General features: G+C 50.7%; 12 protein-coding genes and 3 tRNA genes. 4 read left to right on the plus strand and 11 right to left on the minus strand.

Annotated features, from left to right (window positions below):
* Positions 1 to 357: 357 nt before the first annotated feature.
* From L1D43_RS10250 to L1D43_RS10290, 9 genes are all read right to left on the minus strand, one after another.
* Positions 358 to 2,223 carry a SurA N-terminal domain-containing protein gene (locus L1D43_RS10250; protein WP_239851379.1) on the minus strand — a complete coding sequence of 622 codons (1,866 nt, stop codon included), beginning with the start codon at positions 2,221 to 2,223 and terminating at the stop codon, positions 358 to 360.
* Positions 2,224 to 2,449: 226 nt separating this feature from the next.
* Complete coding sequence (locus L1D43_RS10255) at positions 2,450 to 2,722, minus strand: HU family DNA-binding protein (RefSeq protein WP_011866302.1); 273 nt, start codon at positions 2,720 to 2,722, stop codon at positions 2,450 to 2,452.
* Positions 2,723 to 2,981: 259 nt separating this feature from the next.
* A complete protein-coding gene (gene lon, locus L1D43_RS10260) occupies positions 2,982 to 5,339 on the minus strand; it encodes an endopeptidase La (protein WP_239851381.1) in 2,358 nt (785 codons plus the stop codon).
* A gap of 126 nt (positions 5,340 to 5,465) precedes the next feature.
* Complete coding sequence (gene clpX, locus L1D43_RS10265) at positions 5,466 to 6,746, minus strand: ATP-dependent protease ATP-binding subunit ClpX (protein ID WP_041509384.1); 1,281 nt, start codon at positions 6,744 to 6,746, stop codon at positions 5,466 to 5,468.
* A gap of 84 nt (positions 6,747 to 6,830) precedes the next feature.
* A complete protein-coding gene (gene clpP, locus L1D43_RS10270) occupies positions 6,831 to 7,442 on the minus strand; it encodes an ATP-dependent Clp endopeptidase proteolytic subunit ClpP (RefSeq protein ID WP_041509383.1) in 612 nt (203 codons plus the stop codon).
* Positions 7,443 to 7,531: 89 nt separating this feature from the next.
* Positions 7,532 to 8,836, minus strand: a complete 1,305-nt coding sequence (tig, locus tag L1D43_RS10275; RefSeq protein ID WP_239851383.1) for a trigger factor — start codon at positions 8,834 to 8,836, stop codon at positions 7,532 to 7,534.
* A gap of 252 nt (positions 8,837 to 9,088) precedes the next feature.
* Positions 9,089 to 9,164: transfer RNA gene (locus L1D43_RS10280), tRNA-His, on the minus strand.
* 8 nt (positions 9,165 to 9,172) lie between these two features.
* Positions 9,173 to 9,249 (minus strand) — tRNA-Arg (locus tag L1D43_RS10285).
* 63 nt (positions 9,250 to 9,312) lie between these two features.
* A tRNA-Pro gene (locus tag L1D43_RS10290) sits at positions 9,313 to 9,389 on the minus strand.
* A 345-nt stretch (positions 9,390 to 9,734) separates the two neighbouring features.
* Between L1D43_RS10290 and folD the strand changes: the two genes are divergently transcribed.
* Entirely contained in the window at positions 9,735 to 10,589 is an 855-nt protein-coding gene (gene folD / locus L1D43_RS10295; RefSeq protein ID WP_239851388.1) for a bifunctional methylenetetrahydrofolate dehydrogenase/methenyltetrahydrofolate cyclohydrolase FolD, read from the plus strand.
* A gap of 182 nt (positions 10,590 to 10,771) precedes the next feature.
* Here folD and cysS read toward each other — a convergent pair whose 3' ends face one another.
* The gene (gene cysS / locus L1D43_RS10300; protein WP_239851389.1) at positions 10,772 to 12,151 is read right to left on the minus strand and encodes a cysteine--tRNA ligase; all 1,380 of its coding nucleotides are present in this window, start codon (positions 12,149 to 12,151) and stop codon (positions 10,772 to 10,774) included.
* A 264-nt stretch (positions 12,152 to 12,415) separates the two neighbouring features.
* Here cysS and L1D43_RS10305 point away from each other — a divergent pair, with 264 nt between their 5' ends.
* Positions 12,416 to 12,910 carry a peptidylprolyl isomerase gene (locus tag L1D43_RS10305; RefSeq protein WP_160794636.1) on the plus strand — a complete coding sequence of 165 codons (495 nt, stop codon included), beginning with the start codon at positions 12,416 to 12,418 and terminating at the stop codon, positions 12,908 to 12,910.
* An 18-nt stretch (positions 12,911 to 12,928) separates the two neighbouring features.
* A complete protein-coding gene (locus L1D43_RS10310) occupies positions 12,929 to 13,657 on the plus strand; it encodes a UDP-2,3-diacylglucosamine diphosphatase (RefSeq protein ID WP_041509559.1) in 729 nt (242 codons plus the stop codon).
* A 33-nt stretch (positions 13,658 to 13,690) separates the two neighbouring features.
* Here the strand turns inward: L1D43_RS10310 and miaE are convergent, their stop codons facing one another.
* Complete coding sequence (gene miaE, locus L1D43_RS10315) at positions 13,691 to 14,455, minus strand: tRNA isopentenyl-2-thiomethyl-A-37 hydroxylase MiaE (protein WP_239851390.1); 765 nt, start codon at positions 14,453 to 14,455, stop codon at positions 13,691 to 13,693.
* Between the two features lie 250 nt (positions 14,456 to 14,705).
* On the opposite strand from miaE, the gene L1D43_RS10320 reads away from it, so the two are divergent.
* Positions 14,706 to 15,302, plus strand: a complete 597-nt coding sequence (locus L1D43_RS10320) for a Yip1 family protein (protein WP_041509378.1) — start codon at positions 14,706 to 14,708, stop codon at positions 15,300 to 15,302.
* The last annotated feature ends 25 nt before the right edge of the window (positions 15,303 to 15,327 follow it).

Genomic DNA, 15,327 nt, shown 5'->3' on the forward strand with positions numbered 1-15,327 from the left:
AGCTGCCTTCTCTCAGCCCTGCGCTTGTAAGAGACGTCATGAAAAGGCTAAAGACAATCTCCCTACCTATCCCCCATAGAAGATAATCCAGAGTAATAGTTGTAACGGTAAATGCTAACCGCTACTGGATAGAAGCCGCGGCCATACACTCGATAGAAGGAAGTTATCGACACTCACCTCCCCTACCAAATCGGTGGAAATACCTTCTAAACAGCAACTCAGGCTGATCTCCCTCTAGTCGGATTGTCGCTCTAAACACACAGGCAACCGAATTGAGTGCCATCGGGCCAAATCTTAGCAACAAAAAAGCCAGTCACAGGGACTGGCTTTTATTCACTTATTTCGCTTTTGAAATAGTTACTCGGCTGGTGTGTAAACCACTTCCGCCTGAGCCTTCAGCGCCGCGATAAGCGCGCGGTAATCATTTTCACTGTACTGTGAGTTCAGACGTTGTTTGAGTGCCGTTACCAGGCTCTCATCCACACTCTCGGCTTGATTCACCTTATCGAGGATCACCACGGCATAACCGTTAGCCAGCGCCGCAGTATCAACCACGAATTGACCAGCAGGCTGCGCCATCTCGAATGCCTTGCTGACGATAGAGGTATCGATACCTTGCTCGCCACGGCTCAACTCGGTACGAGCTAGCATATCCGCTGGAACTTCGCCGCCCTTGATGGCCGTCATCATCTCTTGCGCCTGGTCGCGTGCCAGCTCGTTGGCCTTATCTTGCTTGAGGCGCTCGATGATTGTCGCCTTCACTTCGGCAAATTCCATAGTACCCGCCGCAGCGTGCTTGTTCACACGCACCACGACCACATGGTTATCACCCAGCTCAATCACATCACTGTTCATGCCGTCGAGCAGCACAGTATTAGAGAACGCTGCCTTGATGACGTCGGCCGAGTTAAGCGGCTCAGGTGCGTTGTCACGGGTAAATACCGGGCTGGTCTTCACCTCAACGCCCACTTCTTTAGCCGCCTCGGCTAGCGTATCAGGTACTTCGTAGCTCACGTCAGACAGGCGCTGTTGCAGGGTATAAAACTCGTTAACTGCCTTGTCTTGCTGGATCTGGGCAACGATCTTGTCTTTCACCGCCTCAAATGGAGAGGTAGATGCCGCCTGTAGATCCAGTAGCTTGATGATGTGGTAACCGAAGCTGGTCTTCACTATGTCAGAATACTGACCCTTTTCCAGTGCGAATAGTGCCTGGTCGAAAGGTACTTCCATCACGCCCTGCTCAAACCAATCCAGCTTACCGCCCTGCTCACCGCTGAAGCTGTCGTCAGAGTCAGTCTTGGCTAATGCCTCGAAATCTTCACCCGCCTTCAGCTTAGCCAGAATCGCTTCTGCCTTAGCCTTAGCTGCATCTTCATCATCACCTAGGCTCACCAAGATATGCGCGGCAAGACGTTTCTCAGGCTGCAGATATTGCGCCTTGTTCTCGTCATAGTAGCTCTTAGCATCTTCATCGCTCACCTGAATTGCCGAGGCCAACTGATTGGCACTTAGCTCGATATAATCCAGTGCGATGGTCTCAGGACGCACGAACATTGACAGGTTTTGCTGATAATAGGTATTCGCTTCTTCGTCACTGACGCTCACACCCGCCAGTAACGGCCCGGCATCGACCACATGGTAACGAATGTCACGGGTTTGTCCCTGGATCTTGGCCAGATACTCGGCTTCACCAGGCAACACAAATTCAGAACCGACAACTGTCACCACTAACTGACGACGTGTCATGTCACCACGCATCATGTCGCGGAAGCTGTTGGCCTGATAACCTAGCTGACGAATAAGCGCAAGGTAACGGTCGTTGTCAAACTTGCCATCAACCTGGAAAGCCGGCTCGTTCATGATAGCCGCCTTGATCTGTTGATCAGACACGGTAAGCCCTAAGTCGGCAGCGGCTTGATCCACCAACTTGTCGGCGATCAGGCGCTCTAATACGTTCTGCTTTACACTCGCCAGGTAGCTTTCGTTGCTGGCCAATGTGTTGTACATGTCACCCAGTTGCTGCTCTAATCGAGCTCGCTCGCTTTGATAGGCTTGCTCCAGTGCAGATTTACTGATCTCTTCACCATTAACCGTAGCCGCGCTCGGCTCAGAAGATGAACCCAAATAGCTACTCACGCCAGTAAATGCAAAGGACAGAATAACAAGAACGAGAATGCCTTTAGCAATCACGCCCTGTGAGCCTTCGCGAATCTTTTCTAACATCAGACTTCTCGCTCGTTGCAATAAAAATAAAAAGGCGCATCACCTATTGGAGGATGCGCCATTTCTGTAATTTGTAGACCTAGTTTACACAGTGCGTAATGTTAGGCCAACGGCTTGATAATGAGGGTATACATTATCAAAACCCTTACTCGTAAAAAGCACTGCCTAAACAGTGCTTATCAAACTACTCATAAGGTTTACAAAGGCCACCTTAACTAAGTGTTTCTTAGTTAACAGCGTCTTTAAGTGCTTTACCGGCCTTGAATGCTGGAATGTTTGCCGCAGCAATCTTGATCTCTTTACCCGTCTGTGGGTTGCGACCAGTACGCTCTGCGCGTTGACGCACTTCGAAAGTACCAAAACCAACTAGAGAAATTTTATCGCCATCTTTTAGGCCGTCAGTCACAGCAGAAATAAAAGAATCTAGAGCACGACCAGCTGCTGCTTTAGAAATATCAGCGCCAGAAGCGATTTTCTCGATTAGTTCAGATTTGTTCATGTCATCCCCTTGAATTTAATTTTTGCGCCGCAACCAAATCCTTCTCTAGAGCGGTCTGCGGAGGCTTTTTATAACAAGCTTGAAACTAAAGTTCAAGCCAAATAGGAAAACCTAAGAAATAAAATTGGAATAAGCCTAAAAACCAGCAGCGCCAAGGGCTGCAGCTAAAATGCTATCCACAGACCTAGGCTACCACAGGTTTAGATTTTAAAAAGCCCCTTTTTGCATTTTTTTTAATGCAAATAGGCATTTTCTTGCGTTAGACCAAATTTTTAACAACTTCAAAGCCTTCGATTGGTTGTTCTAACGCCAGCTTAAGGACTTCATCCACCCAACGTACCGGCCTGATCTCAAGGTCGGCCACCACATTGGCTGGGATCTCCTCGAGGTCACGCTCGTTCTCCTTAGGAATCAGCACCAGCTTAGTGCCTCCACGATGGGCCGCCAGTAGCTTCTCTTTAAGGCCACCGATTGGCAGGACTTCACCACGCAGGGTGATCTCACCCGTCATGGCCACATCGGCGCGCACCGGGTTACCGGTCAGGCTAGAGACCAGTGCGGTACACATGGCCGCACCTGCAGATGGACCGTCTTTCGGCGTCGCCCCTTCGGGCACGTGAACATGGATGTCGCGCTTCTCATAGAAGTCAGGGTTAATACCAAGCTGCTCTGCGCGGGCGCGCACCACAGTCATGGCGGCCTGAATCGACTCCTGCATCACATCACCCAGTGACCCGGTATAGGTTAGCTTGCCCTTACCCGGCACAGAGGTGGCCTCTATGGTAAGCAGATCGCCACCCACTTCGGTCCAGGCAAGACCTGTCACCTGACCAATCTGGTTGTTCGACTCCGCCTTACCATAGTCGAAGCGCTGAACGCCTAGGAAAGACTTGAGGTTGTCCTGATTGACATCCACATGTTTCACCGACTTGTCGAGCAGGATCTGTTTAACCACCTTACGGCAGATCTTAGACAGCTCACGCTCGAGCGCACGCACACCGGCTTCGCGGGTGTAGTAGCGAATGATGCCAATAATGGCGCTCTCATCGACGTTGACTTCGCTGGCTTTGAGGCCATTACGCTCGATCTGCTTAGGTAGCAGATGCTGCTTAGCAATGTTGAGTTTCTCATCTTCGGTATAACCCGACAGGCGGATAACTTCCATACGGTCCAGCAGTGGCCCTGGAATATTCATCGAGTTAGAGGTCGCCACGAACATCACATCAGAGAGATCGTAATCCACTTCTAAGTAATGATCGCTAAAGGTCGCATTCTGCTCTGGGTCTAATACCTCAAGCAGCGCCGATGCCGGGTCACCACGCATATCGCTGCTCATCTTATCGATCTCATCGAGCAGGAAGAGTGGGTTCTTAACCCCAACCTTAGACATCTTCTGAATCACCTTACCCGGCATTGAGCCGATATAGGTACGGCGATGACCTCGGATCTCGGCTTCATCTCGCACGCCACCGAGCGCGACACGCACGTATTTACGACCTGTTGCCTTGGCAATAGATTGTCCCAGAGAGGTCTTACCCACACCCGGTGGGCCCACCAGACAAAGGATAGGGCCTTTAAGCTGCTTCACGCGGCTCTGCACCGCCAGATACTCGAGAATACGCTCTTTGACCTTTTCCAGACCATAATGGTCTGTGTCCAGCACATCCTGGGCCTTGGCCAAATCGCGCTTAATCTTAGAGCGCTGTTTCCAAGGTACAGAGATCATCCAGTCGACATAGCTGCGCACTACCGTGGCCTCGGCCGACATAGGCGACATCATCTTCAACTTGTTGAGCTCGGCGGTGGCCTTCTCTTTGGCCTCACTCGGCATGCCGGCTTCTTCAATCTTGCGGGTCAGGGTCTCGAACTCGTCGTGAGACTCGTCGATATCCCCAAGCTCCTTCTGAATCGCCTTCATCTGCTCGTTGAGATAATACTCGCGCTGGCTCTTCTCCATCTGCTTCTTGACGCGGGAGCGAATGCGCTTCTCCACCTGCAGCAGATCGATCTCCGACTCCATCATAGCCATCAGATATTCCAGACGCTCGGAGACGTTAACCATCTCCAGCACCGCCTGCTTATCTTCAAGCTTCAGCGGCATATGGGCCGCCATGGTGTCGGCAAGGCGCGCGGCTTCATCGATCCCCGAGAGCGAGGTTAAGACCTCGGGCGGGATCTTCTTATTTAGCTTGATATAACCTTCGAACTGACCGATGGCCGAGCGCACCAATACTTCCTCTTCCTTATCGGCAAGTTCTTCCGATTCGAGGTACTGGGCGGTCGCCACAAAAAATTCGGTCTCTTGAGTGTACTTGTCGATACGGGCACGCTGCCCACCTTCGACCAGCACCTTCACTGTGCCATCAGGCAGTTTGAGCAGTTGTAAGATAGAGGCGACGGTACCGACCTCGAAGATATCATCGCTGGTCGGCTCATCTAATTCAGCATCGCGCTGGGCCACTAATATAATCTGCTTATCTTGCTCCATCGCCGCTTCCAGGCAGCGAATAGATTTTTCCCGTCCGACAAACAGGGGAATAACCATATGGGGGTAAACCACCACGTCTCTTAATGGCAGTACCGGGAGTTCGATTCGCGCTTCACGCTCTAAGGTCATAGCTCGATTCCGTTTGGTAACAATATTAATGAGTATATTGGGGTGTTTCAGTGGGTTTCAATGGCAAAAATAAAAAAAGGAGCCCACTGGACTCCTTTATGTTTGTTTCGCTTGGTATTAGCCGAATTATTGTTCAGCCACAGCCGCTTGCGTTTCGTTGGCTTCGTAGATGAGGATAGGAGCCGACTCGCCCTTAACCACAGACTCATCGATAACCACCTTGGCTACGTTTTCTGTCGATGGCAGGTCATACATGATATCCAACAGTATGCCTTCGACGATTGAACGCAGACCACGAGCACCGGTTTTACGCTCCATTGCCTTCAGAGCAATCGCCTTGAGCGCATCTTCTCTGAACTCCAGCTCGACCCCTTCCATCTCGAACAGTGCCGCAAACTGCTTAGTCAGCGCGTTCTTTGGCTCAGATAGGATCTGAATCAGGGCGGCTTCATCCAGCTCAGCCAGCGTAGCCAGTACAGGCAGACGACCGATGAACTCAGGGATCAGACCGTATTTCACCAGATCTTCCGGCTCTACCTGCAACAACACATCAGAGATGGTTGCCTTATCGGCCTCACCTTTCACCTCCGCGCCGAAACCAATGCCGGTGCCCACGTGAGAGCGCTGCTCAATCACCTTCTCAAGGCCCGCAAAGGCGCCGCCACAGATGAAGAGGATCTTAGAGGTATCGACCTGCAAGAACTCCTGCTGAGGATGCTTACGTCCGCCTTGGGGCGGTACGGCAGCCACAGTGCCTTCGATCAGCTTAAGCAGTGCCTGCTGCACGCCTTCACCGGACACGTCGCGAGTGATCGATGGATTATCTGACTTACGGCTAATCTTATCGATCTCATCGATGTAGACAATACCGCGCTGCGCCTTCTCGACATCATAGTCGCATTTCTGTAGCAACTTCTGAATGATGTTCTCGACATCCTCACCCACATAACCGGCTTCGGTCAGCGTGGTGGCATCGGCCATGGTAAAAGGCACATTCAAGAACCGAGCTAAGGTCTCGGCAAGCAACGTTTTACCACTACCGGTTGGGCCGATAAGCAGGATGTTACTCTTGCCCAGTTCGACACCATCTTTAGGCGTAGCATTCTTTAAACGCTTATAGTGGTTATATACAGCAACAGATAAGACTTTTTTAGCCTTCTCTTGACCTATGACATAGTCATCAAGATGCGCTCTGAGCTCATGTGGCGTAGGTAATCTATCTTGATCTTGCTTTGGCGATATCTCACGGATCTCTTCACGGATAATATCGTTGCAAAGCTCTACACACTCGTCACATACATACACAGAAGGGCCGGCGATGAGCTTACGAACCTCATGCTGACTCTTTCCACAAAAAGAGCAGTACAGCAGTTTTCCGCTATCACCGTTACTTTTGTTGTCGCCCATTAGTTTACCTCTTTTGCAGTTTCACTCACTGCACAATTCTTCTCTTACGCCTTTTACTGATCATAGCTCAGCAAGCGACAAATATCAGCCTCGTTTATCGAGCACAGAGTCAACCAAACCGTAGGCTTCCGCCTCGGTGGCACTCATGAAATTGTCACGATCCGTATCGCGCTCGATCACTTCCAGCGGCTGGCCAGTATGGTCGGCAAGCATCTGGTTTAGCTTATTCTTAATGCCCAAAATCTCTTGTGCATGAATCGCGATGTCAGAAGCCTGACCTTGGAAGCCACCTAATGGTTGGTGGATCATGACACGTGAGTTAGGCAGACAGTGACGCTTACCTTTGGCACCACCGGCAAGCAGGAAGGCGCCCATACTGGCGGCCTGGCCGATGCACACAGTGCTAACGTTAGGCTTGATAAACTGCATGGTATCATAAATCGCCATCCCCGCCGTAACCGAGCCGCCAGGAGAATTAATATAAAGATAGATATCTTTATCTGGGCTCTCAGACTCGAGGAACAGTAGCTGAGCAACGATCAGGTTAGCCATATGTTCTTCAACCTGACCAACGAGAAAGATCACCCTCTCTTTGAGCAGACGAGAATAAATATCATATGAACGTTCCCCTTTGGCAGTTTGTTCAACGACCATAGGCACAAGTGCATTCAGTACTGATTCTGGCGCATTTTGCATTATTAACTTCCCTAAATAAAAACGGCCCGCATGAGGAGCCTCATACGAGCCATTATAAATGGCTAACAGCCATTTAAGTCAAGCATAGGTTACGCGCGACCAGTAGCCTTGTTCATAAATTCTTCGAATTGAACTGCTTTCTCGGTAACCTTAGCTGATTTCAGCAGTGCTTCAACGGCTTGCTCTTCTAGGGCAACGTTGCGCATGTTCTGCATCATCTCTTGGTTGTTATTGTAGTACTCAATAACTTCCTTTGGATCTTCGTAGGCAGAAGCCATAGAAGCGATCAGTGCTTGAACGCGCTCGTCATCAGCTTTCAGCTCGTTAGTCTTGATCACTTCACCAAGTAGCAGACCCACTTTTACGCGGCGCTCAGCTTGCTCGGTGAACAGGTCAGCTGGCAGCTCAGGCATGTTAGCGGCTTGGTTACCGAAACGCTGCATAGCTTGTTGACGAAGTACGTTAACTTCACCGTCAATCAGAGCCTTAGGCAGGTCGATTTCGTTTTGCGCTAGCAGACCATTTAGAACCTGATCTTTCACGTTAGCTTTAAGCGCTTGCTCAAGTTCACGGCTCATGTTCTTACGGATCTCAACTTTCAGCGCTTCCAGGCCACCGTCGGCAACGCCGAACAGCTTAGCGAACTCGTCATTCACTTCTGGCAGGTTAGCCGCTTGCACTTCTTTCAGAGTGATAGCGAACTTAGCCACTTTACCTTTCAGGTTTTCTGCGTGGTAGTCTTCAGGGAAAGTCACTTCGATATCGAATGCTTCACCGGCCTTGTGACCTTCAACACCAGACTCGAAACCTGGGATCATACGGCCGCTACCTAGTTGTAGTTCGAAATCTTCAGCCTTGCCGCCTTCGAACTCTTCACCGTCGATAGAACCAACGAAGTCGATCTTCGCCTTGTCGCCTTCGGCAGCTGCACGGTCAACCGCTTCGAAAGTAGCGTGTTGCTTACGCAGGGTTTCAATCATAGCGTCAACATCGGCGTCAGTTACTTCGGCAGTTGGTTGCTCAACTTCAATCGCATCTAGACCTTTTAGTTCTACTTCTGGGTAGATTTCGAAAGTAGCAACAAACTGGAAGTTCTCAGCATCGGTCTCACCAGGAACGAAAGTAGGTGCACCCGCTGGGTTTAATTTTTCTGCGATGATGGCTTCAACGAAGTTACGCTGCATCACTTCACCAGTGATCTCTTGACGAATCGCTTTACCATAACGCTTGTTGATCACGCTTACAGGTACCTTGCCTGGACGGAAACCAGGAATACGTGCACGCTTAGCTTCATTTTTCAAACTATCAGAAACGGCTTTTTCAATCTGCTCAGCAGGAACAGAGATAGTTAGGCGGCGCTCTAAACCTTGTGTTGTTTCTACAGAAACTTGCATTGTTTTACCTCGAAATATGTCAAACGTCTTTTGTAATAGCCGAATCATCAACTATTAAGGTATTCGTTTCTTGATCTAAAAAAACGACTAAAATGCCTTGGTAACTGGGTTTGGCAGTCGTCGCACATAGTTGAAATTTATCAAGACGCGACATTATAGCCACGGTTTTCGGCATAGTCGAGCCTCAAAGCCCTAATTACGGACGTAAAAAAAGCGACCAGAGGTCGCTTTTTTTATTTTCTTCGAAAGAAGTGGGGTGACTGATGGGACTTGAACCCACGACAACCGGAATCACAATCCGGGGCTCTACCAACTGAGCTACAATCACCACTGATTTGGTACGCCCGGCAGGATTCGAACCTGCGGCCATCCGCTTAGAAGGCGGATGCTCTATCCAACTGAGCTACGGGCGCGTCGTTATGAACTTGGTTCATATCCTAACAGGGCAAATAACGTCTCCACGTTATTTAAAAATTTGGTCGGTGATAGAGGATTCGAACCTCTGACCCTCTGGTCCCAAACCAGATGCGCTACCGGACTGCGCTAATCACCGAGAATCTTATTCTTGACCATACACAGGGTGTCGTCGAGAACGGAGCGCATATTATCCCCTCATATGGTTAGCGTCAACGATTTTTTTGCAATGCCTGCGCGCCTGACTATTTAAACAGCTATCCGAAACTTTATTAAACAATTAAGGCAAATATCAGGGCATTTAGTCTATTTCAGCCCACATCCTGTTGTCTTACACAAAGCAGAGGAGCACTGTAGCCTGGCCGACATTATCCATATATTAGAACTGACTGTTATCGAGCGAAGTCAATGACAGTTTCCGCCCCCCCTGTTAAAATGTCGCCGATTTTTTATTATCGCGCCATATTAAGGAAATCCACCCCCCATGACAGCCCAAATAATCGATGGCAAAGCGATTGCTCAATCCATTCGAAAGCAACTGAGTGCCAAAGTAACCGCCCGCAAAGAGGCCGGAAAGCGTGTGCCGGGATTAGCCGTTATCTTAGTGGGAGCCGATCCCGCCTCTCAGGTCTATGTCGGCAGTAAGCGCCGCGCCTGTGAAGAGGTCGGCTTCCTGTCGCAATCTTTTGACCTGCCTACCGAAACCTCGGAGGCCGATCTGCTCGCCCTGATCGACAGATGTAACGAAGATCCAAGCATAGACGGTATCTTAGTTCAGCTGCCACTGCCGGATCATATCGAAGAGTCGAAGGTGATCGAGCGAATCCGTCCGGATAAAGATGTCGATGGCTTCCACCCATACAACGTGGGTCGTCTGGCTCAACGCATCCCAGTGCTGCGCTCTTGCACGCCGATGGGGATCATGACGCTTATCAAGTCAACAGGTGTCGACACCTATGGCTTAGACGCCGTCGTCGTAGGCGCCTCTAACATCGTCGGCCGACCCATGACCCTGGAACTGCTGCTGGCTGGCTGCACCACGACCACCTGTCATCGCTTCACCCGTGACCTCGAAGATAAGGTACGCCGCGCAGATCTGCTGATCGTTGCCGTAGGCAAGCCTAACTTTATTCCTGGTGAGTGGATTAAACCGGGCGCCATCGTTATCGACGTGGGGATCAACCGTTTAGAGAGCGGTCAACTCGTGGGCGATGTGGAATATGATGTGGCTGCCGAGCACGCCAGTCATATTACCCCCGTTCCGGGTGGTGTCGGCCCTATGACCATCGCCAGCCTGCTGGAAAATACCCTGTACGCCGCCGAAAACTATCATGACTAACTATCATGACGAATCATCACGACCGATAATCGCTACTCATATTAGGGATTAAGATCGGGGGCTGATATCAAAGGTTAGTATCAAGGACTGATATAAAAGGCTTTAGCTAAGCCGCTGGCCCCTGAAACAAGAAAGCCTGCACTAAGTGCAGGCTTTCTTATTCCAACCGTTATAAGAAGGTTTTACTTCTTACGCCAGGTGGTGCCGCCAGGGCCATCTTCCAAGATCACGCCCAGGGCATTCAGGCCATCGCGAGCCACGTCGGCCGCAGCCCAGTCCTTCTCGGCGCGGGCACGGTTACGCTCGGCGATCAAGGCCTCGATCTGCGCCACCTCATCCTCACTACCCTCGCCCTTAAAGAAGCTATCCACATCCAGCTCTAAGATCCCTAGCACGTCACCCAGCTGCTTCATGCTCACACCCAGGGCAGAGGCCGCATTCATATCATCTGCCTTGAGGCGATTGATCTCACGGGCCATATCAAACAGCACTGAGTAAGCCTCAGGCGTATTGAAGTCGTCGTCCATCGCCTCTTTAAACTTGGCCACATACTCCTCTGCCGGCGCCGCCTCGACGGTCAGATCCAGATCTTTGAGCGCGGTATAAAGACGCTCGAGCGCCGCCTTGGCTTGCTTGAGGTTATCTTCCGAGTAGTTTAGCTGACTGCGGTAATGGCCCGACAGCAGGAAGTAACGCACGGTCGAGGCATCATAATGCTCGAGCACGTCACGAATGGTGAAGAAGTTATTGAGCGACTTAGACATCTTCTCCTTGTCCACCATCACCATACCCGTATGCATCCAGTAGTTTACATAAGGGGTGTCGTGGGCACAGCAAGACTGAGCGATCTCATTCTCATGGTGGGGGAACTGCAGATCAGAGCCACCGCCATGGATGTCAAAATGCTCACCCAGATGCTTGCTGTTCATCGCCGAACATTCGATGTGCCAGCCCGGACGACCAGGGCCCCACGGCGAATCCCATGTCGGCTCGCCCGGCTTGGACATCTTCCACAACACGAAATCCATAGGATCGCGCTTGTTCTCGTCAACCTCGACGCGGGCGCCCGCCTGCAGCTGATCGAGATTCTGTCCTGACAGACGACCATATTCAGGGAATGACGCCACACTGAAGAGTACATCGCCATTAGCTGCAATATAGGCATGATCTCGCTCAAGCAGACGCTCGACCATCTCGATGATCTCAGGCATATGCTGAGTCGCACGGGGCTCAAAATCGGGACGCTTCATGTTCAGCGCGTCGAAGTCGTGATACATCTCTTGGGTCAGACGCTCGGTCAGCGTGTCGCAGCTCTCGCCGTTCTCGGTGGCGCGCTTGATGATCTTATCGTCGACATCCGTGATGTTACGATGAAAATTCACATCATAGCCGATATATCTTAAGTATCTGACGATCATGTCGAAAGCAACAAACGTACGTCCGTGACCTATATGACACAAATCATATATGGTTACCCCGCAGACATACATGCCGACTTTACCTGGCTGTATTGGCTTAAATTCCTCTTTTTTGCGGGTAAGACTGTTGTATAGCTTCAACATTGATATTCTCTACAGATAATTGACAACAAATAGGCCGCTCAGTCTACCACCTGCAAACGGCTGCTTCCAGAGTGATTGCGTGAATCTAAAGCGTTTTTTGTGCCCTCGCACATTCTTCACACCCGATAGCGTAAAATGCGAGAGTAGCTCGGACTGTAAAGCATGTTCGCAGGGATAAAAGTCACGCCATCCCTTTATGCGCCCAGGTTAATAGGCTAGAATCTGGCGCTATCTGAATAAGTAACCATGATGAGATACAGTCATATGATCACAATGCAAACCAACCACGGTGTTATTAAACTCGAACTCGATGCCGAAAAAGCACCAGCAACCGTAGCGAACTTCATCAAGTACGCAAAAGACGGTTTCTATGACGGCACCATCTTTCACCGCGTAATCGACGGTTTCATGATCCAGGGCGGTGGCTTCACCGAAGATATGTCGCAAAAGCGTTGCAACGAAGCGATCGAGAACGAAGCCAACAATGGTCTTTCTAACCTTGTCGGCACTATCGCCATGGCCCGCACCTCTGATCCTCATTCGGCCACCGCACAGTTCTTCATCAACATCAACGACAACACCTTCCTCGACTTCAAGTCTGAGTCAGTACAAGGTTGGGGTTACTGTGTGTTTGGTAAAGTCACCGAAGGCATGGATGTGGTTAACCAGATCAAGGCTGTTGCTACCGGCAACCGCGGCATGCACCAAGACGTTCCGCTAGAAGCTGTCGTCATCGAAAGCGTGACAGTCGAAGCGTAATCACAGGGCCGACACTTGTTGAACTACACCCTGTTTGTGGGCGATCTGCACCTCAGTGCCGATCGCCCCGATATCCTAAGCGCCTTCCATCAATTTCTTAGTCAAGATGTCACCCACTGCGACGCCCTCTATATCCTGGGGGATCTGTTTGAAGTATGGGTGGGAGACGATATCGCCGAGCCTTTTGCCCTAGAACTTGCCGAGCGCTTAAAGCAATTCTCGGTTCACACCCCAATCTACTTCATCCATGGCAATCGCGACTTCCTCCTGGGTAAAGCATATGCCGAGCGTTCGGGCATGACACTCTTACCCGAGGTATATTGCCTAGACCTCTATGGTCAGCCTAGTGTGTTGCTCCATGGCGATAGCCTGTGCACCCTAGATAAGGCCTATCAGAGATTCCGCCGCTTTAGAAATATGTCGTGGGCCAAGTTCATCTACAATCACCTGCCTAAGTCGAAGCGCATCGCCATTGCCGACAAGCTTCGAAGCAAGAGTAAGCAGAGCAATCAGCTAAAAAGCTATAGCATCATGGATGTGGAGCCCTGCGCGGTAGCACAGCTCATGGCCCAAACTGGCGCTAAACGCATGATCCATGGTCACACCCATAGACCCGACATTCACCAGCTCGCCAATAATGGCCAGCGAATCGTGGTGGGAGACTGGTATGAGCAAGGCAGCGTATTAAAAGTGAGTCCCGAGCAGGTGAGCCTGCAAAGCTTGCCTTTCAGCGAAACTGACGCCTAAGGCGTTCATTCACCAGCCTAGATTAAGTGTACCTTAGCAAGGCCTTCCCGAGTGAAACTTGAACTCACTGTCTGGCGCGCTTATCAGCTCGGCTTCCAGCCTGGCGAAATGTGCCACACGCTCGTCGATATTCTCTGAAGAAATGGCCTGGGCCAACACCAGATAATCTTGATAATGGCGCGCCTCCGAACGTAGCAGAGATACGTAGAACTTACTCAAGCCTTCATCGAGATGGGGGGCCAGCTTGGCGAAACGCTCACAGGATCGCGCCTCGATAAAGGCGCCGACGATCAGCTTGTCCACTAAGGTCGCCGGTTCGTGGGTGCGCACCCCGCGCATCATCCCTCTTGCGTAACGCCCGGCGGTGAGATTTTGATAGGGTATGTTACGTGCCTGCATGATCTCCAGCACCTGTTCAAAATGGTGAAACTCTTCCTTTATCAGACGCACCATCTTTGCTATAAGGTCTGGGCCATAATCGACTCCAGGCTTGGCAGTGAGTTCACCCACCAGCTCATTTTTCTTCACGTCCCGCGCCAGAAAGGCATCTATGTCCCGTGACTTGTTGTAAACGAATTCCTCATAGGGCTTAGCCCACTCGAGCAGCTTATCACCGCTTGCCTTATCGACCGCGTACTTACGGATCAAAAACATCGCCGTCTGCGCCGCCTTCAGCTCACAGTTACAGTGATCGATAAGCAGCGCAGCAAGCTGCTCGCTCTGGCTGGCGAGTGCAATCCACTCATCTGGGGTTTCACATTGTAAGAACTGCTTTATCGGCGCTAATAAGGCTTGCATGACACACTCGGGGGTTAAACGGACAGACGCCGACTATTCTACCCTTAAAAGACGGCCTTAGGCAGGTCCATCTGCCTAACAGATGAAAGTTAGCTTGACTAGTCTAAGTTTATGTTCAATAAATAAACTATGTCAGTCCTTATAGGACTGTTTGGGAGCCTGAGGTCTATTGGGTAGCAGACCAACAGGCAATGCGGGTTCGTCTGAAGTTTGGCGAGCACAAAATGAAAGCTGAACAAGGATAATTATAATGATATTAAATCACTTAATGGGGTTATACACTCATCCGAAAGAAGAGTGGCACACAATTGAGAAAAACCACGAAGCGCTGAGAAGCAGTCTTAGCCATGTCCTGTTGATCGCCCTCATTCCAGCCGTCTGCACCTATCTTGCCTCCACCATGTTCGGCTGGAATCTAGGGGTATCTGATCCCCTGTTCCTCACTAAGCAAAGCGCATTGATGATGTCGATTAGCATGTATTTCGGCCTGATTGCCGGGGTATTCGCCCTGGCCTACCTGGCCTACTGGATGGCAAAGACCTTCGATGCTCAGCCAAGCTACACACAGGCGATAGAGCTGGCGGCCTATACCGCCACACCACTCTTTATGGTGGGTCTTGCGGCCCTGTATCCTGCGCTCTGGTTTATGATGATCGTAGGCTTGGTGGGGCTGACCTACTCTGTGTACCTGCTCTACACCGGGGTACCTATCATAATGAACATTCCCGAAGAGAAGGGCTTTATCTACGCCAGTTCGGTCGTCACCGCCGGCCTTGTGCTGTTAGTCGCCCTGATGGCCTCGAGCGTCATCCTGTGGAGCTTCGGCTTAGGCCCTATGTATCAATAGAAGGTATCGATAAGAGAAGGTATCA

It is taken from the genome of Shewanella sp. Isolate8 (genome assembly GCF_022398495.1).
In the GTDB taxonomy this organism is placed as follows: domain Bacteria; phylum Pseudomonadota; class Gammaproteobacteria; order Enterobacterales; family Shewanellaceae; genus Shewanella; species Shewanella aquimarina.